Source organism: Epilithonimonas hispanica (assembly GCF_003385395.1).
GTDB lineage: Bacteria > Bacteroidota > Bacteroidia > Flavobacteriales > Weeksellaceae > Epilithonimonas > Epilithonimonas hispanica.
Window position 1 is genome coordinate 11427 of the sequence record NZ_QNUG01000006.1, and the last position, 23614, is coordinate 35040.

General features: G+C 34.9%; 24 protein-coding genes. 11 read left to right on the plus strand and 13 right to left on the minus strand.

The annotated features are described in order from the left end of the window. Positions 1 to 154 precede the first annotated feature (154 nt). The 3 genes from DRF58_RS03580 (at position 155) to DRF58_RS03590 (ending at position 4616) form a co-directional block, all read left to right on the plus strand. The gene (locus tag DRF58_RS03580; protein ID WP_116032935.1) at positions 155 to 2539 is read left to right on the plus strand and encodes a TonB-dependent receptor; all 2385 of its coding nucleotides are present in this window, start codon (positions 155 to 157) and stop codon (positions 2537 to 2539) included. Positions 2540 to 2565: 26 nt separating this feature from the next. Next, a complete protein-coding gene (locus tag DRF58_RS03585; RefSeq protein WP_116032938.1) occupies positions 2566 to 3123 on the plus strand; it encodes a hypothetical protein in 558 nt (185 codons plus the stop codon). A 158-nt stretch (positions 3124 to 3281) separates the two neighbouring features. Beyond that, complete coding sequence (locus DRF58_RS03590) at positions 3282 to 4616, plus strand: trigger factor (protein ID WP_116032941.1); 1335 nt, start codon at positions 3282 to 3284, stop codon at positions 4614 to 4616. Between the two features lie 225 nt (positions 4617 to 4841). Here DRF58_RS03590 and DRF58_RS03595 read toward each other — a convergent pair whose 3' ends face one another. Further along, on the minus strand, positions 4842 to 5723 hold the full coding sequence (locus DRF58_RS03595) for a M23 family metallopeptidase (RefSeq protein ID WP_116032943.1): 882 nt from the start codon (positions 5721 to 5723) through the stop codon (positions 4842 to 4844). Positions 5724 to 5909: 186 nt separating this feature from the next. Here DRF58_RS03595 and DRF58_RS03600 point away from each other — a divergent pair, with 186 nt between their 5' ends. Together DRF58_RS03600 and DRF58_RS03605 are read left to right on the plus strand one after the other, a co-directional pair. Further along, positions 5910 to 6926, plus strand: coding sequence for an NAD(P)H-dependent glycerol-3-phosphate dehydrogenase (locus DRF58_RS03600; protein WP_116032946.1), 1017 nt, complete (start codon positions 5910 to 5912; stop codon positions 6924 to 6926). Between the two features lie 236 nt (positions 6927 to 7162). Then, positions 7163 to 7501, plus strand: coding sequence for a YkvA family protein (locus tag DRF58_RS03605; RefSeq protein ID WP_116032948.1), 339 nt, complete (start codon positions 7163 to 7165; stop codon positions 7499 to 7501). Positions 7502 to 7558: 57 nt separating this feature from the next. On the opposite strand, the gene DRF58_RS03610 is transcribed toward DRF58_RS03605, so the two are convergent. The 4 genes from DRF58_RS03610 to DRF58_RS03625 form a co-directional block, all read right to left on the minus strand. Continuing rightward, on the minus strand, positions 7559 to 7807 hold the full coding sequence (locus DRF58_RS03610) for a NifU family protein (protein ID WP_116032951.1): 249 nt from the start codon (positions 7805 to 7807) through the stop codon (positions 7559 to 7561). 4 nt (positions 7808 to 7811) lie between these two features. Further along, a complete protein-coding gene (locus DRF58_RS03615) occupies positions 7812 to 8921 on the minus strand; it encodes an Mrp/NBP35 family ATP-binding protein (protein WP_116032953.1) in 1110 nt (369 codons plus the stop codon). A gap of 393 nt (positions 8922 to 9314) precedes the next feature. Continuing rightward, positions 9315 to 10253, minus strand: a complete 939-nt coding sequence (locus DRF58_RS03620) for a hypothetical protein (RefSeq protein WP_116032956.1) — start codon at positions 10251 to 10253, stop codon at positions 9315 to 9317. Positions 10254 to 10262: 9 nt separating this feature from the next. Next, positions 10263 to 11498, minus strand: coding sequence for a dicarboxylate/amino acid:cation symporter (locus DRF58_RS03625; protein WP_116032959.1), 1236 nt, complete (start codon positions 11496 to 11498; stop codon positions 10263 to 10265). Positions 11499 to 11868: 370 nt separating this feature from the next. Here DRF58_RS03625 and DRF58_RS03630 point away from each other — a divergent pair, with 370 nt between their 5' ends. Then, positions 11869 to 12693, plus strand: coding sequence for a UDP-2,3-diacylglucosamine diphosphatase (locus DRF58_RS03630; RefSeq protein ID WP_116032961.1), 825 nt, complete (start codon positions 11869 to 11871; stop codon positions 12691 to 12693). A gap of 69 nt (positions 12694 to 12762) precedes the next feature. Beyond that, positions 12763 to 13731: a glycosyltransferase family protein gene (locus DRF58_RS03635; RefSeq protein WP_116032964.1), complete on the plus strand. Its 969-nt coding sequence runs from the start codon at positions 12763 to 12765 to the stop codon at positions 13729 to 13731. Between the two features lie 3 nt (positions 13732 to 13734). Here the strand turns inward: DRF58_RS03635 and DRF58_RS03640 are convergent, their stop codons facing one another. The 5 genes from DRF58_RS03640 to pncB all read right to left on the minus strand — a co-directional run bounded on the left by DRF58_RS03640 (position 13735) and on the right by pncB (position 16971). Then, the gene (locus DRF58_RS03640) at positions 13735 to 14055 is read right to left on the minus strand and encodes a hypothetical protein (RefSeq protein WP_116032966.1); all 321 of its coding nucleotides are present in this window, start codon (positions 14053 to 14055) and stop codon (positions 13735 to 13737) included. A 79-nt stretch (positions 14056 to 14134) separates the two neighbouring features. After that, complete coding sequence (locus DRF58_RS03645) at positions 14135 to 14551, minus strand: SH3 domain-containing protein (RefSeq protein ID WP_116032969.1); 417 nt, start codon at positions 14549 to 14551, stop codon at positions 14135 to 14137. Positions 14552 to 14557: 6 nt separating this feature from the next. Then, complete coding sequence (locus DRF58_RS03650; RefSeq protein ID WP_116032972.1) at positions 14558 to 15037, minus strand: BON domain-containing protein; 480 nt, start codon at positions 15035 to 15037, stop codon at positions 14558 to 14560. A 300-nt stretch (positions 15038 to 15337) separates the two neighbouring features. After that, positions 15338 to 15793, minus strand: coding sequence for a hypothetical protein (locus tag DRF58_RS03655; RefSeq protein WP_116032975.1), 456 nt, complete (start codon positions 15791 to 15793; stop codon positions 15338 to 15340). Between the two features lie 2 nt (positions 15794 to 15795). After that, the gene (gene pncB, locus DRF58_RS03660) at positions 15796 to 16971 is read right to left on the minus strand and encodes a nicotinate phosphoribosyltransferase (RefSeq protein WP_116032979.1); all 1176 of its coding nucleotides are present in this window, start codon (positions 16969 to 16971) and stop codon (positions 15796 to 15798) included. A gap of 156 nt (positions 16972 to 17127) precedes the next feature. On the opposite strand from pncB, the gene DRF58_RS03665 reads away from it, so the two are divergent. After that, on the plus strand, positions 17128 to 17544 hold the full coding sequence (locus DRF58_RS03665) for a hypothetical protein (protein WP_317124850.1): 417 nt from the start codon (positions 17128 to 17130) through the stop codon (positions 17542 to 17544). Positions 17545 to 17638: 94 nt separating this feature from the next. Here DRF58_RS03665 and DRF58_RS03670 read toward each other — a convergent pair whose 3' ends face one another. After that, complete coding sequence (locus DRF58_RS03670; protein WP_116032981.1) at positions 17639 to 18736, minus strand: DUF3667 domain-containing protein; 1098 nt, start codon at positions 18734 to 18736, stop codon at positions 17639 to 17641. Between the two features lie 217 nt (positions 18737 to 18953). On the opposite strand from DRF58_RS03670, the gene rplM reads away from it, so the two are divergent. The 3 genes from rplM (at position 18954) to rpsB (ending at position 20748) form a co-directional block, all read left to right on the plus strand. Next, positions 18954 to 19409 carry a 50S ribosomal protein L13 gene (rplM, locus tag DRF58_RS03675; RefSeq protein ID WP_116032984.1) on the plus strand — a complete coding sequence of 152 codons (456 nt, stop codon included), beginning with the start codon at positions 18954 to 18956 and terminating at the stop codon, positions 19407 to 19409. 5 nt (positions 19410 to 19414) lie between these two features. Further along, positions 19415 to 19801 carry a 30S ribosomal protein S9 gene (rpsI, locus tag DRF58_RS03680; RefSeq protein ID WP_089874983.1) on the plus strand — a complete coding sequence of 129 codons (387 nt, stop codon included), beginning with the start codon at positions 19415 to 19417 and terminating at the stop codon, positions 19799 to 19801. 185 nt (positions 19802 to 19986) lie between these two features. Next, positions 19987 to 20748, plus strand: coding sequence for a 30S ribosomal protein S2 (rpsB, locus tag DRF58_RS03685; RefSeq protein WP_116032987.1), 762 nt, complete (start codon positions 19987 to 19989; stop codon positions 20746 to 20748). A gap of 274 nt (positions 20749 to 21022) precedes the next feature. Here rpsB and DRF58_RS03690 read toward each other — a convergent pair whose 3' ends face one another. Together DRF58_RS03690 and gltX are read right to left on the minus strand one after the other, a co-directional pair. Next, positions 21023 to 21979: an acetyl-CoA carboxylase carboxyltransferase subunit alpha gene (locus DRF58_RS03690; RefSeq protein ID WP_116032989.1), complete on the minus strand. Its 957-nt coding sequence runs from the start codon at positions 21977 to 21979 to the stop codon at positions 21023 to 21025. Between the two features lie 98 nt (positions 21980 to 22077). After that, on the minus strand, positions 22078 to 23586 hold the full coding sequence (gene gltX, locus DRF58_RS03695; RefSeq protein WP_116032992.1) for a glutamate--tRNA ligase: 1509 nt from the start codon (positions 23584 to 23586) through the stop codon (positions 22078 to 22080). Positions 23587 to 23614: the final 28 nt, after the last annotated feature.

Below are 23614 nucleotides of genomic sequence, written 5' to 3' on the forward strand. Positions count from 1 at the left end.
AAAGGATTACATTCAGTTATTTATTTTCTGTTAAGTACTTAATTATAATTTGTACATTTTTATTTGTGCGAATCCGTCGATAATTAAAACAAATTTCAAGATTTTTTTATAGATACTTTTTTAAAAAGAAAAGTATGCAATCTTTTATTTTACAATGAAATTGATATATAGTTTATTGTTCATCTTTTGTGGATTGGCAATTACAAACGCACAGAAAACATATACTGTTCAAGGGACTGTTCAGGATTTTCACGACAAAACGATGTTGGAAAATGCTGTGGTAAAAATCGGAGAATTCTCCACCAAAACAGATAAAACGGGAAAGTTTTCTTTTAAGCAAATTCCTGCAGGTCAGTACAAACTCATTGCAAAACATCCTGATTGTAATGATTATACTGAAAATGTAGGAGTTACAAAGGATGTTCATTTGGCAATTACCTTGGAACATCACAGCAACGAAATCCAAGGTGTAACAATTCACGGCAATCATAAAAACAAAGGTTCTGTGATTTTGAGAACGCTGGACAAAGCAGAAATAGAGAGGAATTCCACGGAAAATCTTGGGAATCTTTTATCAAAAATTTCTGGAGTATCAGCTTTGAAAACAGGAAATAATATCACAAAACCTGTCATCCGAGGCTTGTATGGAAGCCGAATTTCTATCGTAAACAACGGTGTGAAAATGGCGGAACAGGAATGGGGTGTAGAGCACGCCCCAAATATCGATGTCAATGATTTTGAACATATTGATGTTGTGAAAGGTGCATCCGCTTTGAAGTACGGGAATGAAGGTGTTGGCGGTGTTGTCATTCTAGAGCCTGCGAATCTGCCAAAGAAAGATACCGTGATGGGAAATGTGAGGCTTTCAGGGATTTCTAATGGAAGAGGCGGAGAAATTGGGGCTAATGTTCTCAAAGCCTGGGAAAACCAATGGTTTGTAAAAGCAGGCGGAAGCTATAGAAAAACGGGTGACGAGTATGTGCCACATCATACGTTGCAAAATACCGGAATGGAATTTAATTCATTTAATTTCTCGTTCGGGAAGCGTAGTTTTCTGCAAGGTTTTGATGTGTCGTATAGTGGAACCAATCAGGAATTCGGGATTTACAAGGGTGCACATTTGTCAAGTCCCGAGGATTTTTATAATGCCGTTAATTTTGGACAGCCTTACTTTTTGGACAACTTCAGTTATGATATAGACCATCCGAAGCAAGAAGTGGAACATCATATTGCAAAACTGACAGCTTACAGACGTTTTGCAGATTTCGGAAAACTGACTTTTCAATATAGCTTTCAGCTTAACAGAAGAAAAGAATATGATATCCGAAGAGGCGAACTGAATGAGTTACCTTCTATGGATTTGAGACTCATCACCCATTCGGCGAGTTTGGTTCATCTGCTGGAACGTTCCAATTGGAGTTTGGAAAGTGGAATCTCAGTAGGATATCAGGACAATTATCCAAATCCTGCGACCAAAGCCAGACGTCTAATTCCGGATTATTATAGATATGATGCAGGTGCTTTTTCTGTTTTTAAATATAAATTCAATTCTAAACTGAATGCGGAAGCTGCTGTAAGATATGACTTCAGCAGATATGATTCTTATAAATATTATGATTCTGATAAATGGGAAGCCAATTATGCCGCAATTTTCCCACAATTTTTTGTGCAGGAATCTGGCAGCAGAACTTTGACAAGACCAATTTTGGATTATCATAATTTGTCAGCTAATCTTGGTTTGGATTATAAACCGACTCAGGATTATGAATTTAGACTTAATTTATCAAGAGCTGAAAGAACACCCAATCCTGCAGAACTTTTCTCGGATGGATTGCATCATTCTGCAGCCATTATGGAAGAAGGAAATCTGAATGTCAAGAAAGAAACGATTTATAATATTAATCTTTCATTAGCAGGTCATTTTGATGTAATGAGAGGATTACATTTGGAAATCAATCCTTACTTGATGTATTCTGACAGTTTTGTGAATCAAGTTCCAAGCAGTGTTCTTAATACCAATAGAGGTGTTTTTCCAGTTTGGACTTATCAGCAAATCAAAGCCAGAATGATTGGAGTTGATGCTGATGCAGAGTTGTCGATTTTGAATAATCTGAAATGGAAATCAGGTTTCAGTATTTTGAGAGGTGCCGACCTTTCTAATAATGAGCCATTGATTCTAATGATGCCGGCAAAACTTAGAAATTCAATCGAGTTGACGCTTAATAAACCAAAGAATTTTTATATCGCTTTGGAGAACGAAAATACATTTAAACAAAATCGTTTTCCAATAAGAAATCTTCCGGTTACTTTTATTAAAGACGGTGTGGAGTATAATGAAACAGTTGATTTCAGTTCTACACCTGCGGCTTATACTTTATTTAATGCTTCAATTGGAGCTAACTTATTTAAAAATCTGAATTTTAATTTCAGAATCAACAACCTATTTAACACAGAGTACCGCGAATATCTGAACAGGCTAAGATATTATATGTACGAGCCAGGGAGAAATTTTGTGGTTACTCTGAAATACAATTTTTAATTATTACAACTTAAAATTTAAACAAAATGAAAAAATTATTAAATATAACACTAGCAATTTTAGCAGCCTTTTTTATCTTGTCTTGTAGAAATGATGATGCAGTTCCTGAAGATGTACACGAGCACGACGAAATCGGAAAAGTTGTTTTAACATTGACTAATAAAGCTAATGCTTCTGATGTCCAAACAGTTAATGTAATCAGTGGAGAAGCAGACGGACATTTGCATTTGCACGCTGGTGATACTTATACGGCAGTATTAGATTTCCAAATCAAGCACGACGATCATTACCATTCTTCTGATGAGATTGAGGAAGAAAAAGATCAGCACTTTATTACATTTGGTCCAGCTAATGCGGATATTGTTGTGTTGAGAGCAGCGGACGATATTGTAAGAACAGACGGTCAAAAATTAGGTTTGAAAACAGAATGGACTGTTAATTCTACTCAAGAAACTGGAAAAATGAATATCAAATTAATCCACGGTCCTTCAACAGTTAATCAAAACTATCCGTCAGCAACCAATCAATTAGGTCAGACAACTGGAGGTGAGACGGATGTTGATATTACTGTGGATGCTCATTAATCCCAAGATCATTCAATTATATCTAAATAAAGATGTCTTTTGTAAGGCATCTTTGTTTTTTTAATGAAATTTTATGATTTTTTATAAAATTCAAGATTGTATTTAATTTTGAAGTTCCTCAGAATTTGACTACTTTTGCAACCTAAAAATTTCAATTAATGAACGTTACAGCTAAAAACCACGATGAGGTAAGTGCATTACTTACGGTGACATTGGAGAAAGCAGATTATAAGGACAAAGTAGAAAAGCAATTGATCAACTATGCAAAAAATGCACAGGTTCCTGGATTCAGAAAAGGAAAAGTGCCATTGAGTATGGTTAGAAAACAATATGAAGCAGGAATTGCTTTCGAAGAAATCAACAAGCAGGTTTCTGAAGCGTTGAACGGTTATGTAAACGAAAACAAACTAAGACTAGTTGGACAACCAGTTCCTCAGCCAGTTAATGATTTCAACCACAATGCTGAGTCTTTGTCTGTAGCTTTCGAAGTTGGATACGAGCCAGAATTCACTGTGGATTTGACTAAATATGAAGCGCCTCATTACAAAGTAGAAGCTTCTGACAAAGAAATATCTACAAGTGTAGAAAATATGCAAAAGCGTTTTGCAGAAAGAGTAGCTGAAGAGAAAATTGGTAAAGATTCTTACGTTGCTTTGGAAGTTTCTCAAGTTGTAGAAGCTGATGCAGAAGGTGAGCACAATCACGCTCCAAAAAACATCACTGTTTCTAAAGAGCAAAAAGAAGCTTACGATTTGGTTAAAAAATTGAAAAAAGACGGTTCTGTAAAAGTTTCTAAAGAAGATTTAGTAGCTAAAGAAGAATTGGCAAAACAATTAGGTTTCAGCAAGGAAGAAGCAGAACACCTTCACCACAACGAGGTTGAAGTAACTGTAAAAGATATCTACGGATTGAACTTGGCAGAACTTAACCAAGAGTTGTTCGACAAAGTTTATGGTAAAGATGTTATCACGACTGAAGAAGAATTGAAAGCTAGAGTGAAAACTGAATTGGATGAGTATTTCCAACAAAATGCTGATGTTCATTTCGTAAACAAAATTCTTGAGCAAGTAAACGAGAAAGAAGAAATTAAATTACCAGAAGAATTCTTAATCAAATGGTTGTTGTTCTCTAATCAGAATATCACTTCTGAGGAGCAAGCAAAAGAAATCCTTGAAAACGAAAAAAACATTATCAAAGGTCAAATCCTTGAAGGAAAATTGATGAACGATAACGAAATCAATTTGGATTATGCTGAAGTTCTTGGACAAGCTGAGCAATTGGTAAGAAACCAGTTAGCAATCTACGGAATCCACCATTTAGGAGATGATGAGGTTCAAAAATATGCAGCAGAAATGTTGAAAGACGAGAACCAAGTAAGACAAATTTCTTCTGAAGTTGCTATGGCGAAATTGAAAGACGTTATCTTGGAAAAATCTAAGAAAAACGAAACTGCAATCTCTCACGATGAGTTTCTTGAAGTATTGAAGAAATAATTCTTAAAATAAATACAAACGCCCGATTCTTTTGAGTCGGGCGTTTTTTATTGGATAATATTTCGAATGAAATTAAGCAATTAATTGAATCTTTGGAAACTTTAATCTTAATAAAATCTTTGCGTAAAAGTTAATTGAAAGAAATTTACTTCAATTTGTAATGTCAGTCTGAGGCTCTCGAAGACAATTCAATTGTCAGTCTGAGGTTCTCGAAGACCTATTGAATTAAAAATTCAAAAACAATCTAGGATTAACCGGATGATTATTTTTATGAACTTCATAATGAAGATGAGGTCCTGTAGAACGTCCAGTATTGCCAGATTTTGCAATGATTTGATTGACTTTTACTCTGTCATTCGTTTCAACCAAAAGCTCGGAAAGATGTCCGTATAAAGTTACCAAACCATTACCGTGTTCTATCATCACACAATTTCCGTAACCACCTCTCACACCGGAGAAAATCACTTTTCCAGCCGCTGCTGCTTTCACAGGACTTCCGTAAGCTACAGCGACGTCTAATCCTTTGTGGAACTGCATTTGGTCTTTCTCAGCAGGAGCGTTGCTGGATGCGTTTTTGTCTTCTTTTACTATGGCTTGTCTTTTCACGACATTACCAAGGCTGTCTTTTTCCTCAGCAACATTAGAATTGTTAGCAATGTCCGCAGATTTGGGAGGAATAGGGTTTTTTCTGATTCCAAAATTGGAAGAGATATAACCGTCAGTCGGAATTCCCAAAGGAATCTGCTGTAATCTTTGCTCAAGGTCAACCAAATATTGGCTGTATCGATTACTGACTTTTGCCAAGTAAACTTCATTTTCTAAACTATCTTTTGCCAGTTTTTCAATTCTAAGGTCAGAAACGTTTTTTGATTTTAGAAATCCATCGATGCTTCTGATGCTTTGGTCAACAAGAGCGAGGTCGGTTTTCAGTTGAAGATGGTCGATACTGTCTTTTTCATTATTGATTTTTACAATATTGACCTGATAGACTTTGTCATCTTTTCCATTATAAAGTTTCCCGATGACTAGACCTTCAATAAAACAGATAATTAGTAATAATATAAGGACAATATTTTTTTTCTTCTTCGATTTCAGAAATTGGACCATTAATTGATTTTTAAAATGGACTGCAAAAGTAAGGAATTTTTATTTTTATCAATGTTAATCGATGTTACGAATGTCTTTATCTATAACAAAAGTTAATTATTCTTAAATTATTGTTAAAGCAAACTTAGATTTATGTAGATTCATAAATAACCTTAGATTTGTAGTTGCTATTAAAGCCAAACAAAAATGACAAAGAAATTGACTAAAGCAACTAAAAGTACACGCGTTGGAGTTTTAGGAAGCGGAAGTTTTGCAACGGCTATTGTAAAGATGCTTTTGGAAAATTGCAAGTCTGTGCATTGGTGCGTGAGAAATGAGTTTGTAAAAGGTGCTATCGAACAGAGAGGGCACAACCCGAGCTATTTGACAACGGTAAGTTTTAATCTTAAAAAACTTCAGATTACAACAGATATCAACGAGTTGGTTTCCAATTGTGATGTGATTATTCTGGCGGTTCCGTCCATCTATCTGGCAGAATTTATGGAGAAACTGACTTGCGATTATCAAGGCAAATTATTCTGTTCTGCTATCAAAGGGATTGTTCCGAAACATAATGACATCGTGGCACATTATCTTCGTGATGAATTCAAAATCGGATTCAAAAATCAGGCGGTTATTGCCGGTCCTTGTCACGCAGAAGAGGTGGCGATGGAACGTTTGTCTTATTTGACTGTTGCTGTTGCTGAACAAGATGATGCGGATACTTTGCAAGAGATTTTGTCATCTTTTTATATTAAAGTTAATACAAGTTGCGATATTCTCGGAAACGAATATTCTGCGATTCTGAAAAATATCTATGCCATCGGAGCAGGAATTGCAAGCGGTTTAGGTTACGGTGATAACTTCATTGCGGTTTATGTTTCCAATGCCATTCGTGAAATGGAAACTTTCCTGGAAGCAATTTATCCGGAACCAAGAGATGTGAATGATAGTGCTTATCTGGGAGATTTGATTGTAACGGCTTATTCGTTATTTTCCAGAAACAGAAACTTGGGGAATTTGATTGGAAAAGGTTATACCGTGAAATCTGCCATTCAGTCAATGAGTATGGTTGCCGAAGGTTATTATGCAACGAATGGAATCTATGCTATTTGTAAAGAAAAAAAACTGAAACTTCCTATCATTAATGCTGTGTATGATATTTTGTATGAAGGAAAAAGTGCAGAAAAACAATTTGCAAAACTGACGGACAAATTGACGTAAATTTTTAAAACCACATAGACACATATGATTTTGAATTTTAAAATACTTACTAAAGATTAAATAGCTATTTTAACTTTAGTGAACTCTTATTATAGCATTTTTTCTATGTGCCTATGTGGTTAAAGATTTCAAAAAATAATGTAAATCTTAAAGAAAGTTAATTAACAATTATTAAAAATACAATGGAATAGAATTTGCGAACTTTGATTCGTTGAAAAATAAACACAAAAACAAAAATGAAATATTCAAAATTTAAATTAGCTCAGGAAGCCATCAAACACAAAGGATTTTTGCAGAAGATTCCTTCTGTTTTCCGAATGATAAAATTGTATTACAAAGGAGAATATAAAATGAAATTCACAGATATTCTGTTGCCAGCTTTGGCTTTGATTTATGTGGTTTCGCCTATTGATATCATTCCAGATTTTGTACCTGTGATTGGGGCTTTGGATGATTTAGCAATCTTAGCTTTAGCAATTCCTTTATTAATGAAAGAAGTGGACAAATTTCTGCTTTGGGAAAGTCAAAGGAATAATCCAAATTCCAAAATCATCGATGCAGAAATCGTAGAGTAACAAAATACTTAGAATAAAAAAATCCCGATTCAAAAACTGAATCGGGATTTTTACTTTTTAAACGCTGATAACTTCTTGTATCTCTGGCGCAAATTGCTTGATGGTGTTTTCCACACCCAGTTTCATTGTAGAACTGCTGATACCACAGCTAGAGCAGTTTCCGAGTAGTTTGACAAAAACTTTGTCTTCCTGTACATCTACTAGCTCAATATCGCCACCATCTTTTTGCAAAAACGGGCGGATGCTGTCCAAAGCGTCCATTACTTTCGTTACCAGTTCTTCCTGAATTTGATTTGTATTATCCATTTTATTATTTTTTCTTAGGCGAGCAACCAGCCATTGTTGTGATTTTCACGGCTTCGGTTGCAGGTAGATTTTTGTTTCTTTCTACAAGACTTTCTACCATATTTTGGGCAGTTTTTGTATAAATTTCAGATATTTTGGAATTTTCCTGCAGCGCCGCTGGTCTTCCAACATCTCCGGCTTCTCTGATACTTTGAATCAATGGAATCTCTCCCAAAACCGGAATTCCCAAATCTTCTGCCATAAACTGAGCGCCTTGTTTTCCAAAGATATAATATTTATTCTCAGGTAATTCCTCTGGCGTAAAATAAGCCATATTTTCTATCAATCCCAAAACAGGAATGTTGATGCTTTCCATATTGAACATTGCGATTCCTTTTCTCACATCGGCTAGCGCAACGTGTTGAGGTGTACTTACAATCACAGCTCCTGTAACCGGAACTTCCTGAATAATAGATAAGTGAATATCGCCGGTTCCTGGAGGAAGGTCAATCAAAAGGAAATCTAATTCGCCCCAATCCGCATCACGAATCATCTGATTCAAAGCTTTAGAAGCCATTGGTCCTCTCCAAACTACTGCTTGATTGGCGCCTGAGAAATATCCAATTGACAGCATTTTCACACCATAATTTTCAATCGGTTTCATCAGATTTCTACCATTTACTTCTACAGAAATTGGTTTTTGTCCTTCTGTATCAAGCATTGTAGGAACAGACGGTCCGTAGATATCCGCATCCAGCAATCCAACTTTGAAACCCATTTTTGCCAACGTCACCGCAAGATTAGCAGAAACTGTAGATTTTCCAACACCACCTTTTCCGGAAGCGATGGCGATAATATTCTGAATTCCCGGGATTTGTTTCCCTTTGATTTCGTTCGTCGCGGGCGTAGCCGGCAATTCAGGAGAAGTTATTTTCAATTTCAAGTTGATATGTTCCCCGAATTCCGAAGCAAAAGCTTGTTTCATAGCAACTTCCAATTTCTTTTTCTCGTGCATTGCAGGCGAGTGAGACGTCATATCGATATACACATCATCGCCCATCACTTGGAAATTACTCACAAGGTCATCCACTTCTATCTCTTTCAGAAAATCCTGAACTTTTGATTTCGTCAGCATAAAATTTATTATTCTTTAAGTGGCTACAAAATTACGGATTTTAAAATTAATTTAGAATTAATTGAATTTATGATTTTGTCTATCTAGATGATTTTTGGCAGGGTTTTTGAGTAGTAGGGTTTGAGCATTTTAGTGTTCAAAAAATTAATGATAAGGTAAAAACTCCCATACTCTCAAACGCTCCAACTCATTTTAGGAGCCGGGAACCTGCTGTTCACTATATCTTTTTTGTCATTGCGAACGAAGTGAAGCAATCTTTAGAAACTTTTCCCGCAATCACAAAAAAGGATGCCGTTCCCATCAGGGCTATGGGATTTTTCCTTCGAATCCAGTTTTGACAATGAAAATCCAATTTTGTCATTCTGTAGAAACCTAAATCCGCAGTTAGTATTATTATAGACTTTCGACAGCTTGTTTTGGGCTTGGAAAATATGTGCCAACTCTAGGATCCATAATGTTTCCTCCAAATCCTTCACTTTTGTCGGACAACTGAGAAATATTTTTCTTTAAAAGTTCGAAATATTCTTTATTATTCGATTTTTTTATAGACCAGATTGCAATTACTTTTTCAAAGTTAGCAGATGTTTTATCTAAAATTACAGAAATTAGATAGTTGTCACTTTCTTTAGTTTTATAATTACCTAAAAGTTGTAAAGCAGAAACTCTTGAATGAAAATTCTCAGACTTTGCAAATTTTAAAACGTCATTAATATTTGGCATTAAATCAAGAAGATAAGCTGTTTCTAAAGCGGAATGTTGAAGATAGAATAATGAAATTTCATTTTCGGCAAAACCCGCTGGATGTTTGCTTAAGTAATCATTAATAAAATTTAAAATTTTTGTTTTATCAAATTTTCCTGTCTTGTAATAACTCCAAATATTTTCAAACGTTAGTTCATAAATAATTTGAGGAATTGATGCTTGGTGATAGCTGTGTCTATATGTTGCAATAACATTTTTATTATCAAGTTCTGCAAATCCTGAAGTTGGTGTAGGTAATGAATAATTATTGTTCTTATTCTTTTTTAAAAATAAATAATAAGAAGAATTTCTTTTTAAATCAATATTTATAGTTTCCCCAGAACTACTCGTTAATTCAAGAAGGCAATAATTATCAATTATTATCTCATCAGGAGTTATTTCATTTCCAAATCTTTTCTCGATTTTAATTTTTGCATTTTTACCTTTATTTTCAATCACTTTGCCAAAAACAAAATAATCAGATTTTTCTATAATTTCTTTTTGCCAAGGTTCATTCCAGGTTTCAGCTTTCAAGTTTAATGCTGAAAATATAAATATAATTGCTAATAAAATTTTTTTTAAATTCTTCATAATCCTCTATTAACTTTCCAATTGTCCTTCCCACTTACTCACAGCAGAAGTCGCTAACGCATTCCCAAGAACATTTGTCATACTTCTTCCCATATCGCAGAAATGATCAATTGGAAGAATCAAAGCAATTCCTTCCACAGGAATATCAAACATCCCACACGCTGCGACGATGATTACCAAACTTGCTCTCGGAACACCCGCAATTCCTTTACTCGTCAACATTAGAACCAAAAGCATTATGATTTGTTGTCCAAGAGGCATATCAATTCCATAAATCTGTGCAATGAAAATAGATGCAAACGTCATATACATCATACTTCCGTCCAAATTGAAAGAATATCCCAAAGGCAAAATGAAAGAAACAATTCTGCTATTACATCCGAATCTCTCTAATTCTTCTACTAATTTTGGGAAAACAGCTTCGGAACTTGTTGTGGAAAATGCAATCAATAATGGTTCTTTAATTCTTCTCAACAAATCAAAAAGTCGATTACCAAGAATCATATAGCCAACCAAAAGTAAAACCAGCCAAAGAACAGCTAAGGCAAAGAAGAAGTCTCGAAGATAGATTGCATAGACTTTGAAAATCTCAAAACCATTGGTTGCAACAACTGCAGAAATCGCTCCGAAGACGCCAAGCGGAGCAACCCACATTATGTAACCCACCATTTTCAAAATAGCGTGAGCAATCACGTCCAAACCTTTGATAACTGGTTTTGTATATTCTTCGCCCATTGCTGACAATGCAATCCCAAACATTACAGAAAAGACAACAATTTGTAAAACTTCATTGGTCGCAAAAGCTTCGAATAAACTTTTTGGGATGATGTGTTTTACAAAGTCTTCCATAGAAAATCCTTTGCTGTTACTCACGATTTCGGAAGCAGAAGAAGCATCTGTGAGTGGGAGTTTTGTCACGTGACCAGGTTCCAGCCAATTCACTAAAACCAATCCAATCATTAATGAAACCAAAGATGCTGTAATAAACCAAAGCATCGCTTTTGTACCAACACGACCAACCATCTTGATATCGCCCATTTTTGCAATCCCAACAACTAAAGTGGAGAAAACCAAAGGCGCAATAATCATCTGAATCAGTCGGATGAAGACGGTTCCAAGAAGTTTGATGTTTTTTGAAAAGTCATCTGCCGAATCGGGATAATTGGTGTGCACAACGCCTCCTAAAATAACTCCCAAAATCAATGCAAAAATAATTGCGAAAAACAGTTTGTTTTGACCTTTCATAACTTTCTATATATTTAAATATTTTGAACACAAAGTCCACTGAGATATCATTTATTGAAATGTTTTAAGGCTCACAAAGGCGTAAAACTTAACAAAGAATAAATTCTCTTATAAGCGAAGCGACTTTGTGAACTATTGAGCATTATTTTATAAATTCTTTGTGTGCTCTGTGTTCCAATAAAATTTTAAAACTTCTTTAATATAAATTGTAACTGAACAAAACTAATATTTTTGAGAGAATAACCACCAATATTTTAAATTAATATTAAGTCAATCAGTGAAAAATCAAGATTTCTCATCAACAAAAATAAAATAGCATTCACGCTCAGTTTAAATTAGATTTCGTTCTTTGTACAAATCATATCTGTATATGAAAAGAGATGTTGAAATTGTCATTATTTCTGATGTACATCTTGGAACTTATGGTTGTAAAGCCAAAGAATTACTGAGATATCTGAATTCTATCCGTCCAAAAACTTTGATTTTGAATGGTGATATCATCGACATCTGGCAGTTCAAAAAATCTTATTTTCCGAAGTCTCATCTCAAGGTTATCAAAAAATTAATCTCATTTGCGACCAAAGAATCGGAGGTTTTTTACATCACAGGCAATCACGACGAGGCATTCAGAAATTTTACAGATTTCGAATTAGGGAAATTGAAGTTGTGTAACAAACACGTTTTGAAACTTGGTGAGAAAAAAGCTTGGATTTTTCACGGTGATGTTTTTGATGCATCAGTTCAGCATTCCAAATGGATTGCAAAGTTGGGTGGAAAAGGTTACGATTTATTGATTGCGATTAACAATCTTGTGAACTGGGGATTGGAAAAAATGGGAAGAGAAAAATATTCCTTCTCAAAAAAAATCAAGAACAATGTCAAAAAAGCAGTAAAATATATCGGTGATTTTGAATTAACCGCTTCCGAGTTGGCCATTGAAAATGAATTTGATTATGTGATTTGCGGACACATTCATCAGCCTCAAATCCGAGAAGTAACAAACAAAAAAGGCAAATGTATCTATCTGAATTCAGGAGATTGGGTGGAAAACCTTTCCGCTCTGGAATATCATAATGGTGAGTGGAAATTGTTTGTTTATGAAGATGAAAAACACAATTTGCTGGATGAGGAAATCGATGAAATGAAGGAAATCAACAGCGCGGAACTAATGAAAATCGTGACTCAGATTGTATAAATTCTTTGAGAGCCTCAAACGGATAATGCTAAAATAAAGAAACACAAATATTTAATTTTTTAAAGCGATATGAAAATATTATACGCCTTCCAAGGTACAGGAAACGGACATCTTGCGAGAGCTCAGGAGATCATCCCGATTTTGAAAAAGCACGCGCTTGTGGATACTTTAATCAGTGGGCATCAGACCCAATTGAAGTCAGATTTTGACATCGACTTCCGGTTCAAAGGTATTTCTCTGCTTTATAACAAAACAGGTGGATTGTCTTACAAGAAAACGTTTTTTGAGAATAATTTTTTTAAAGCTGCGAAAGTCATTAAAGATTTAGATTTGAGTGCTTATGATTTGATTATCAACGATTTTGAACCATTGACAGGTTGGGCGGCAAAATTAAAAGATCTAGCAATTGTAGAACTGAGTCATCAAGCGTCTTTGACCTTTAAAGAAACGCCAAAACCTGAGAAAAAAGACTGGCTCGGCGATATGATTTTGAAGTATTATGTGCCTTGTGACAAGAAAATTGGGTTTCATTTTGAGAACTATAATTCGCATATCAAGAAGCCTGTTATCAGACAAAAAATCAGAAAACTGAATCCTGAAAACAAAGGTCATTATTTGGTTTATCTTCCAAGTTTTTCGGATGAGGTAATTACTAATTTCCTTACAAGAATTGATGTTGAATGGAAGGTTTTCTCAAAATATGCCAAGCAACATCAGAAATTCAATAACGTAGAGGTTTTCCCGATTGACGAAACAAAATATCTGGAATTGTTCGAATCTTGCGAAGGAATCCTTTGTAATGCAGGCTTCGAAACACCTGCAGAAGCGCTTTTTATGTACAAGAAATTATTCGTTATCCCAATAGAAAATCAATACGAGCAAGAGTGTAATGCGTTTGCACTTCACAAAATGGGGATCGCCAATTCGGACAAACTGGACCCAATCAAAATCCGAGAATGGATTAATTCCGAAAAAAGATTAGAAGTGGATTATCCGGATAATATTGAAAGTATTCTGACAAAAGAGGTTTTGTATTAATAATCAACCATTAACAAATTTTTCTTTTATAACGGAATCTTTTTGAATTGTGAGTAAAATATATTGCGTGTATAAATAGGAATATCCAAAATTAGCAGAATCCAGAAATATACCGCTTGGAACAACTCCTTTTTTATTTGTTTTAAAGATTTTTTCACCGTGAATAGGATGATCTTCAGGATGAAGCTCGAAATATTTTTCTAAAGGATTATTCAAAAGACTATATTCTTTGTTTTCTAATATTATTCTGTCTAGCTCCTGCGACGTTGCATTAATTCTGACGATGAACATTAGAACAAAAATAATAAGGAATTTGATTTTCATTTCGAATGATTAGTAAACCTCAAAAATAGAAAAAACCCCTGAAAAATCAGAGGTTTTCAATGTTATTAAAAGTTCAAAATTAAGCTTTCAAATATCTTGCATAAGCATAACCTTCTTCACCATCTTTGGTTTTAATTTTCCACCAATCGTCAGAGGATTGTTCTAACAAAGTTACGGTTTCGCCTTTGGCTGCTTTTCCAACAACAGCAGCTTCTGTAGAAGGTTCTTGTCTGATGTTGAGGTTAGATTGATCTGTTGCAACCGTTAAAGATGCACCAGCTGCCAATCCAGAAACCTGAACATCAATATTAATGTCGGTTGCCGTATATGAAGAATCAATTGCTCCTAAAGCATTCCAAACAGAATCTTTAGAAGCGCTATTGGTTGCTTTTCCCGTGATGTAAAGAACACCGTCTTGTTCTTGAACAGAAAGTTCTGAAAGCCCTGCTGACTGAGCTGCAGAAACTACACTTGCATATTTGTCTTGTAAACTCATTTGTGATTATTTTACAGTGATTTTGTTATCGTATTTACCAATCTTAAGCGCATCTACAGACTCTTTCACTTTTCTTGCATTAGCAGAAGTTGTAGAACCAGTCAATGTCAATGTGCCTGCAACATCTTCAGCTTTTACACCTGGGATATCTTTAAGAGCATCATTTACTTTTTGTAAAACTGCCGCGTCCACAGTGTTTACTTCGACAGGCGCTGCCACAGGAGCAACAGTTGCCATATCGTGAACGTCTTTCACGCCTTCTACTTTTTTAAGAGCTGCAATAGCTGCTTGTTTATCAGCTTCCGTTGCGAAAACTCCGCTTAGGTGAGCTTGTCCTTCTTTCACTTCCACAGTAGTTCCAGGATAAGCTGTGATTACTGTAGTTGCTTGTGAAGTCAGTTCCGCATCAGAAACTTTTTTCTTACAAGAAACAGCTGTCATTGAAACCATCAAGGCAAGAGCAGCAATTTTGATTGTTTTTCTCATAGTATAAAATTATTTTTAATTGTGTTTTATTTATTATTAAATCTTATGCCAAAGCAAAATGAATTGACTTTGGTTCTGTTTAAATTTTAAACTTTCGATTTAAGTAAAATTAAAAACTTTTTTGATGCGACAATGAGAATTACATAAAATTAACAGAGATTTATATATAGAAAGGTGTATTCTCACTTTCCCGAATGAAAATAAATGCGGAGAATGTTAAAAATGTGTCGGTTTTTGAAAAATCAATAAGAATATTGATGTAATAATTAGATAATGATAAGTTATTTTAGAAAAGATTATTTATTCAGTTCCAAATAATTTTCCATTAAAGGTGTGAGTGCAACAATCACAGTATGGTTTCATATCTTTTGCTTGAAGTTTTGGATTTGTTAATTGTAGAATACCAATATTATCAACATATAAGCCAGAAAAATAATAAGATTCACCAACTCGAATAAAATCTTTTTTGTCTTGTTCGGTTAACGCAACTTGCCAAAATATCGGCTCACTTTTATCTAATCTTGATTTTGCTTCACTAAAAACTTCATTCCAATCATAGCCAACTTTTGATAATAGAAATCTATAAAGAGGAGTGTAATCCAAACCACGTTCTTTTTTACCAGACATTTTTCCTTTAGTTAATTCTAAGGTTTCTTTTTTATGCCTTGCATCTTTAAAATCTCCACAAAAATTGTGATGAACATTAAAAGTGGTAGTATTAACTTTTCTAAATAATTTAGACTTCTCTTTATTCATAATTACTTTATCCTCAAAAACTCTTTCGCCAACTCAATCATTTTCGGGTCACCAGTGTATTTCCCTTTTTCGTCAGATAATTTCACAGTCGGAATCCATTCATTATTGATGCCTTTTACACTGATAAGTTTCATTACGATATTCATTGGTTTAAGACCAACATCATTCGTCAAATTAGTTCCAATTCCAAAAGAAATTCCGATTCTTCCTCTGCAATAATTGGTGATTTCTTCCACTTTTTCAAGATTCAAACCGTCGGAGAAAATAATATATTTGAATAACGGATTGATACCTTGCTTTTGATAATGTGCAATCGTTTTATCAGCAAATTCTAAAGGGTCACCGCTGTCGTGACGAACGCCGTCAAACAACTTTGCAAATTTCTTATCAAACTGCTGAAAAAAAACTTCGGTCGTATAAGTGTCAGAAAGAGCAACGCCTAAATCGCCACGGTAAACATCCACCCAATTTTCCAATGCAATAGAATTCGCCATTTTGAAACCAAATTCCGCAGCGTGAAACATAAACCATTCGTGAGCGTGTGTTCCAATTGGTTTTACATTGTAAAGCATAGCCAAATGAACATTGGAAGTTCCCGTAAAAGTCGATTTTTTATCTTGAATTAAAGCGTCCATTACCAATCTATGAACTTTGTAAGAATGTCTTCTCCTAGTTCCAAACTCAGCAAACGGAACTCCGAGTTCTGTAAGATGAACCGCTTTTTCAACGGTTTTATTAATGACTTCCTCGTTGGTTTGACGCTCCATATGATTCATCTCGTAATGAAGTTCGCTGATAAGAGATAGGAGAGGAACTTCCCAAAGAATGGTTCTGTACCAAAGACCTTCAACCGAAACTTTTAGTTCGTTTCCGTTTTGTTCGATTTTTACTTCAGAAGGGTCATAATGAAAACCTTCTAAAAAATCGAGATAGGGTAGAGCAAGATAAGGACAAGTGACTTTCAGATATTTTTTTTCGTCTTTGGTAAGTTTTAGTTCTGCCATTGCGTTGACAGACTTTCTGAGTTCTTCTGCAAAACCTTCCGGAAATTGATGTTTCCCACGGTTGATGAATTCGTATCTTACAATTTCGTTCGTGAATAATTTCACGACTGCATTTTGCATTGTGATTTTGTAGAAGTCATTATCCAGAATAGAATTGAGCCTTACCTCGCGCATAAAAATATCATTTACACAAATCTAAGGAATTTTGTTGAGGAGAGTTTTGATTCTGATTGATTTTAATCATTAAAAACTTTAACAGCAAAAGTTCAAAAAAGGAAAATGCATTAAACATCATCTTTTTTGAACTTTTGATCAACCAAAAAAGAACAAATGGCTTTTGTGACTTTTGTGGTTTTGGAGCAAACTCTAGATTTGTATAAATTACAATTCTTACTTTTGTCAAAATTTTTTGAAATGGTAAAAGCGCTGATGTATTTTGTAGTAGGAACTTTAATTAGTTTTTTCCTGAGACGTTTTACAGGAGAGCAGGCAGATTTTTGGGTAGAGCTTTATGTGGCTGCTGCGTTTGGGATTGGCTGGGGATTGGCTTATTTCGTTGACCATCCGGAATGGTCTTTGCCAAAGAAAATGGGAATTTCCTTGATTGGAATTGTTTTCTTGGTTGCTGTTGGGTTAATCTTCTTTGATTTCGAAACTGCAGTTCCGTCTATTATTAAGTTCTCTACAGTTTTCGTAGCTTATTATATGATTGCAAGCTTCCGAGAAAGCAAATCGTTGAGGTATTAAAATTATTTTTCACTCTTTAGGGTTGGGGTAAAGAAAATGATTTAGAGATATAATTTAAAAGCCAGATTTCGAAAGAAGTCCGGCTTTTTATTTTTTAATGAATCATCAGGAAGCTTACAGTTCCAAGTCCAATAACCAAAAACATAAATGCAAAGAAGTTGAACATAAACAGAATGCTACCAATAATGAAACTGATGACGCCGTGCGTGTGATAAACTTTGTAGTGAGCTATGAAGAAATAAATTATACTATAGAAAAATACAACATTCATCAGTAAGTAAATAATTACACTGATTGAAGTAGGTGTGACATTTGATAATTTATATAAAAAAGAAAATAATAAAATGGTCAGCAATAAGAAACTGAAATAATGCAGTGTGAAAATCCCGTGGTCAAAATACCACCATTTTTTCTTGTTATGGAAAATCCACAGGAAAAATGCAAAAATCGGTAAGTAGATGAAAAGTGCTTTCGGGAGATTATGAAATGATGTTTCTGTTAGTTTTTTCACAATTTCTCCTTTTGTCACGCCTTTTTCTTTTAGTTCAAAAAATTTATGAGCAACAGGAACATTGATGAAATCGTAAAACGAAGGATTTTTCACTTTTCCAGAATCATATGATTTTCTATTTGTGTAACCATTAAATTCGAAATCATCATCCAGTTTTTTACTCATATCAAAGCTATTTTTTAAGTCATCAATTTGCGCGGAATCTTTTAATATGGCATTCACTTTATTGATGGCCACAGAATCTTTACCACGAAAAGAACCTTCAGCCTTGATGCTGTCCAGCATTTTACGGGCATCTTCAACTTGATTGGCTTTGTATTGCTTTTCAGTCTGCGATTCTTTTTCACCTTCGAAATTAATATTGAAAGGTGGAAATACAGCAAACAGGAAAAATGTAATAAAACTGATGAAAATGTAAAGCTTAACCGGTGGAACAAATTTTTGTCTTTTACCTTCCAGATAAGTATTGGTTAATTTACCGGGTTTGAAAAGAAGATTTTTGAGAGTTCCCCAAAATTGCCCGTCATAATGGGTGAAGTCTTCTACAAAATGAGTGAACAAATAATGGAAAGGTTGTCTGGTTTCAATGTTTTGTTGGCCGCAATGTGGGCAATAATGTTCCTCAACAATGTGTCCGCAATTAAGGCAATCTTTTTCTTCTCTCAGTTTTCCGTGGCTCATTTTATAGAATTTTCCTCAAAAATATAAAAATCCCGAATTATAAATAAAGTCTATTTTGACAAATTTCAGAAAGTTTTTAGTCCATTAATGATTGGTTAACGTATTAATTTTTAGAAAATTAAAATATTTTTCTGAGGAAAATTTTTCATCCGAGAAAAAATTCATACCTTTGCACACCCTTTGAGGGAAAATTATGTTTAATCGTAAACGATAAATTGTGAATACATTAAGTTACAAAACAGTATCGGCAAACAAGGCTACAGCAAATAAAGAATGGGTTGTTGTAGATGCTGCTGAGCAACCGTTGGGAAGACTAGCTTCTACCGTTGCAAAGATTTTGAGAGGTAAGCACAAAACGAATTACACGCCACACGTAGATTGTGGAGACAACGTAATCGTTTTGAACGCTGGGAAAGTTACACTTTCCGGAAACAAGTGGGCAGACAAAACTTACATCTGGCACACTGGATATCCAGGTGGACAGAAGTTTATGACTGCTGAGGAGCTTAAGAAAAAAGATGCTCTTAAAGTATTGGAAAAATCTGTTAAAGGAATGCTTCCTAAAACAAGATTAGGTTCTGCTTTATTCAAAAACCTTTATCTATATGAAGGAACTGAGCACAAACACGAAGCGCAGCAGCCAAAAGTAATCAATGTTAACGAATTCAAATAATTGATATGTCTATAGTACACAAAATCGGAAGAAGAAAAACTTCTGTTGCAAGAGTTTATGTGAAGCCAGGAACTGGTAATATCACTATAAACGGTAAAGATGCTAAAACTTATTTCTGTACGGATGTTTTGGTTTATAAAGTGAATCAACCATTTTTATTAACAGAAACTCTAGGTCAATATGACTTAACTGTTAATGTTTTTGGAGGAGGGATTACTGGTCAGGCAGAAGCTATCAGACTAGGTGTTTCTAGAGCACTATGCGAAATCAACGAAGAATTCAGATTGGCTCTTAAGCCTCATGGATTGTTGACTAGAGATGCAAGAATGGTAGAGAGAAAGAAACCAGGTCAGAAAAAAGCGAGAAAGAGATTCCAATTCTCAAAACGTTAATTTTTTTCAGACATCGGATTGCAGATATTGGATTTCAGACTTTTTTTGGTCAATTATCTTTTATCTAAAATCTATTAATCTAAATTAAAATATTGCCCGTTACGTTTAGCATCCAAACTTTACTCCCATCTAAAGTAAAGTTGATTGCGGAAAAGCGGAAAGTAAACTAACAAAAACAAGAAAACATGGCAAAAGCAAATGTAAAAGACCTTTTAGAGGCTGGCGTACACTTCGGTCACATGACTCGTAAGTGGAATCCAAATATGGCTCCATACATTTTCATGGAGAAAAACGGTATTCACATCGTAGATTTACATAAAACAGCTGTTAAATTGGACGAAGCTTGTACGGCTTTGGAAAAATTAACTTCTGCTGGTAAAAAAGTTCTTTTCGTAGCTACTAAGAAGCAAGCGAAAGAAGTAGTAGCAAAACACGCTGCTGAACTTAACATGCCTTACATCACAGAAAGATGGCCAGGTGGTATGCTTACAAACTTTGTAACTATCAGAAAAGCAGTTAAGAAAATGAACTCTATCGATAAAATGAAGAAAGATGGTACTTTCGAAACTTTATCTAAAAAAGAAAGACTTCAAGTTGATCGTCAAAGAGCTAATCTTGAGAAAAACTTAGGTTCTATCTCTGACATGGTTCGTCTTCCTTCAGCTATTTTCGTAGTTGACATCATGAGAGAGCACATCGCAGTAACCGAAGCAAAAAAATTGGGTATACCAGTTTTCGGTATCGTAGATACTAACTCAGATCCAAGAAAAGTGGATTTCGTAATCCCAGGAAATGATGATGCTTCTAAATCTATTGATATGTTGTTGAGCGTAGTTTCAGCTTCTATCAAAGAAGGTTTGTCTCAAAGAAAAGCAGATAAAGAAAAATCTAAAGAAGAAGGCGAAAAAGTTTCTGCAGAAGCAGATGCTGATTTCGATGCTGAATAATCAATAGATTTTCTATAAAATAAAAGCGGTTCAATTATTTGAATCGCTTTTTTTATGAATTATTTGGGCGCCTTTATCCGCCTTCCGCTCCCAATCTTTTTTGCAGGAAGATTTCAGATTAAATAGAACTCGCAGTACAAGCAAAAAAGGATTTCTGCTCAAGTCGGGGCGCAGATTCGGCTTCCAATCAACATCTGTCAATCAATAGAAATAAAAAACCTTTCAAAGTTTCAAACTCTGAAAGGTTTTATTTTATATAATCAAAGAAAAATAATTACCCTTTGAATTCTCCCATCGCAATGAATTTCTCTTGACGGTCATTTACCAATTTCTCAGCAGGTTCTTTTGAAAGTGTTTTGATGTCTTTTAATAAAACCTTTTTCACATTTTCAAAAGTTGCTTTAAGATCATAATGAGCACCTCCAAGCGGTTCTGGTATGATAGCGTCAATCAATTTTTGTTTCAGCATATCTTCTGCTGTTAGTTTCATTGTGGTTGCTGCAGTTTCTTTGTATTCCCAGCTTCTCCAAAGGATTGCGGAACAGTTTTCTGGTGAGATAACAGAATACCAAGTATTCTCCATCATATAAACCTTATTTCCAACGCCAATTCCTAATGCACCACCACTTGCACCTTCTCCAATAATAATTGTGATAATTGGTGTTTTAAGAGAACACATTTCAAAGATATTTCTGGCAATCGCTTCACCTTGTCCACGTTCCTCAGCTTCAAGACCAGGATAAGCTCCAGGTGTGTCAACCAATGTGACCACAGGAATCCCGAATTTCTCAGCCAATTTCATCAATCTAAGCGCTTTTCTATAGCCTTCCGGATTAGACATTCCAAAACGTCTGTGTTGACGTTCTTTGGTAGTTCTACCTTTCTGAGTTCCAATAATCATTACGGTATTTCCACTGATACTGGCAATTCCGCCAACCATTGCAGGATCGTCACCAAAGTTTCTATCACCGTGAAGTTCTACAAAACTTCCTGCATCCGCCAAACCATTGATATAATCAAGTGTGTAAGGTCTGTCCGGATGTCTGGAAAGCTGAACTTTTTGCCAAGGTGTAAGATTTCCGTATATTTTTTTCTTAGTTTCCTCTATTTTAGTCTTGATCTTTTTGCAGGATTCATCTACGTCAATTCCGCTTTCTGTACCTAGTTGTACACATTTTTCGTACTGCTCGATCAGTTCTTTTACAGGTTGTTCAAATTCTAAATACTCCATATTTTGTTTGGATTAAACCGTTCAAAATTAATCTATTTTTTTTAAATGGATTTCTAATATTAATAAAAGTCTTCGAGAGCCTCAGACTGACAAATTAATTAGTTTAAACTAATAGCTCTTTCTATTCTCAACAACGTTTCTTCTTTTCCGATAATGTTCATAATATCTGGAACATCAGGACCTTTCAATTCTCCTACAAGAGCCAGACGTAGAGGCATCATCACTTTTCCCATTCCCAAAGAATGTTCTTCTGCAAAATGATGAATGGCTTCTTTCAATGTTTCAGAATCGAATTCTGAAGTTTCTAGTTTAGAAGAAAAATCTTTCAAAATAGCAGAAGTTGTGTCGTTCCATGCTTTTTTCAATGCTTTTTCATCGTAGGAAGTTGGTGATTCAAAAAAGAATTTTCCATCGTTATAAATGTCAATAACGAAAGTTGCTCTTTCTTTCATTAATGAAACTACGTTCAATAATTTTTCATCAGAAAGATTCAAAGCTTTTACTTCTTCAACTTCTTTTAATAAAACTAAAACTTCTTCGTTAGACTTTAGTTTAAGATATTCTTGATTAAACCATTTTGCTTTTTGAGGATCGAATCGTGCGCCAGCTTTATGAACTTTATGAAGGTCAAATTCTGCAATCATTTCGTCTATAGAAACAATTTCTTTGTCGTTTGCTGGTGTCCAGCCTAAAAGCGCAGTCATATTGATAAAAGCTTCTGGGAAATAACCGGATTCTTTGTAGCCTTTCCAGATTTCGTCGCTTTCCGGATCTTTAAAATCCATTGGGAAAACTGGGAAACCAAATTTTGCGCCGTCTCTTTTGCTGAGTTTTCCTTTGCCTTCTGGTTTTAGAATTAAAGAAAGATGCGCAAATTCTGGCGCTTCCCATCCCATTGCCTCGTATAGTAAAACGTGTAAAGGCATAGATGGTAACCACTCTTCACCACGGATAACGTGAGAAATTTTCATTTCAAAATCATCCACAACATTGGCGAAATGATAAGTTGGCATTCCATCGTTTTTGATTAGAACTTTATCATCTAGCGTATTGGTATTTACTGAAAAATTTCCTCGGATGATATCTTGAAGGTTGAGAACTCTGTCAATTGGCATTTTGAAACGAACCACATAAGGAACATTTGAATCCAATAATTTCTGAACTTCTTCTGATGAAAGAGAAATGCTGTTTCTCAATTGCTGTCTTGTCTGATGGTTGTATGCGAAAACATCGCCCCTAGCTTCAAAGTCTTTACGGATTGCATCCAATTCTTCAGGCGTGTCAAAAGCAAGATAAGCGTAATCTGTCTTTAGAATCTGCTCTTTATATCTGTCGTAGATGTCTCTTCTCTCAGATTGTCTGTAAGGCGCATAAGGTCCGCCAACTCTTGGGCTTTCGTCAGGAATAATTCCGCACCATTCCAAAGAGTTCATGATATAATCTTCAGCTCCCTCTACATATCTTGCAGTGTCTGTATCCTCTATTCTAAGAACAAATTCTCCGCCTTGATTTTTGGCAAAAAGGTAATCATATAAAGCAGTTCGAACGCCTCCTAAGTGTAAAGCTCCTGTTGGACTTGGTGCAAAACGCACTCTTACTTTTTTCATATTCAGATAATTATTTTTTTAAGATTAT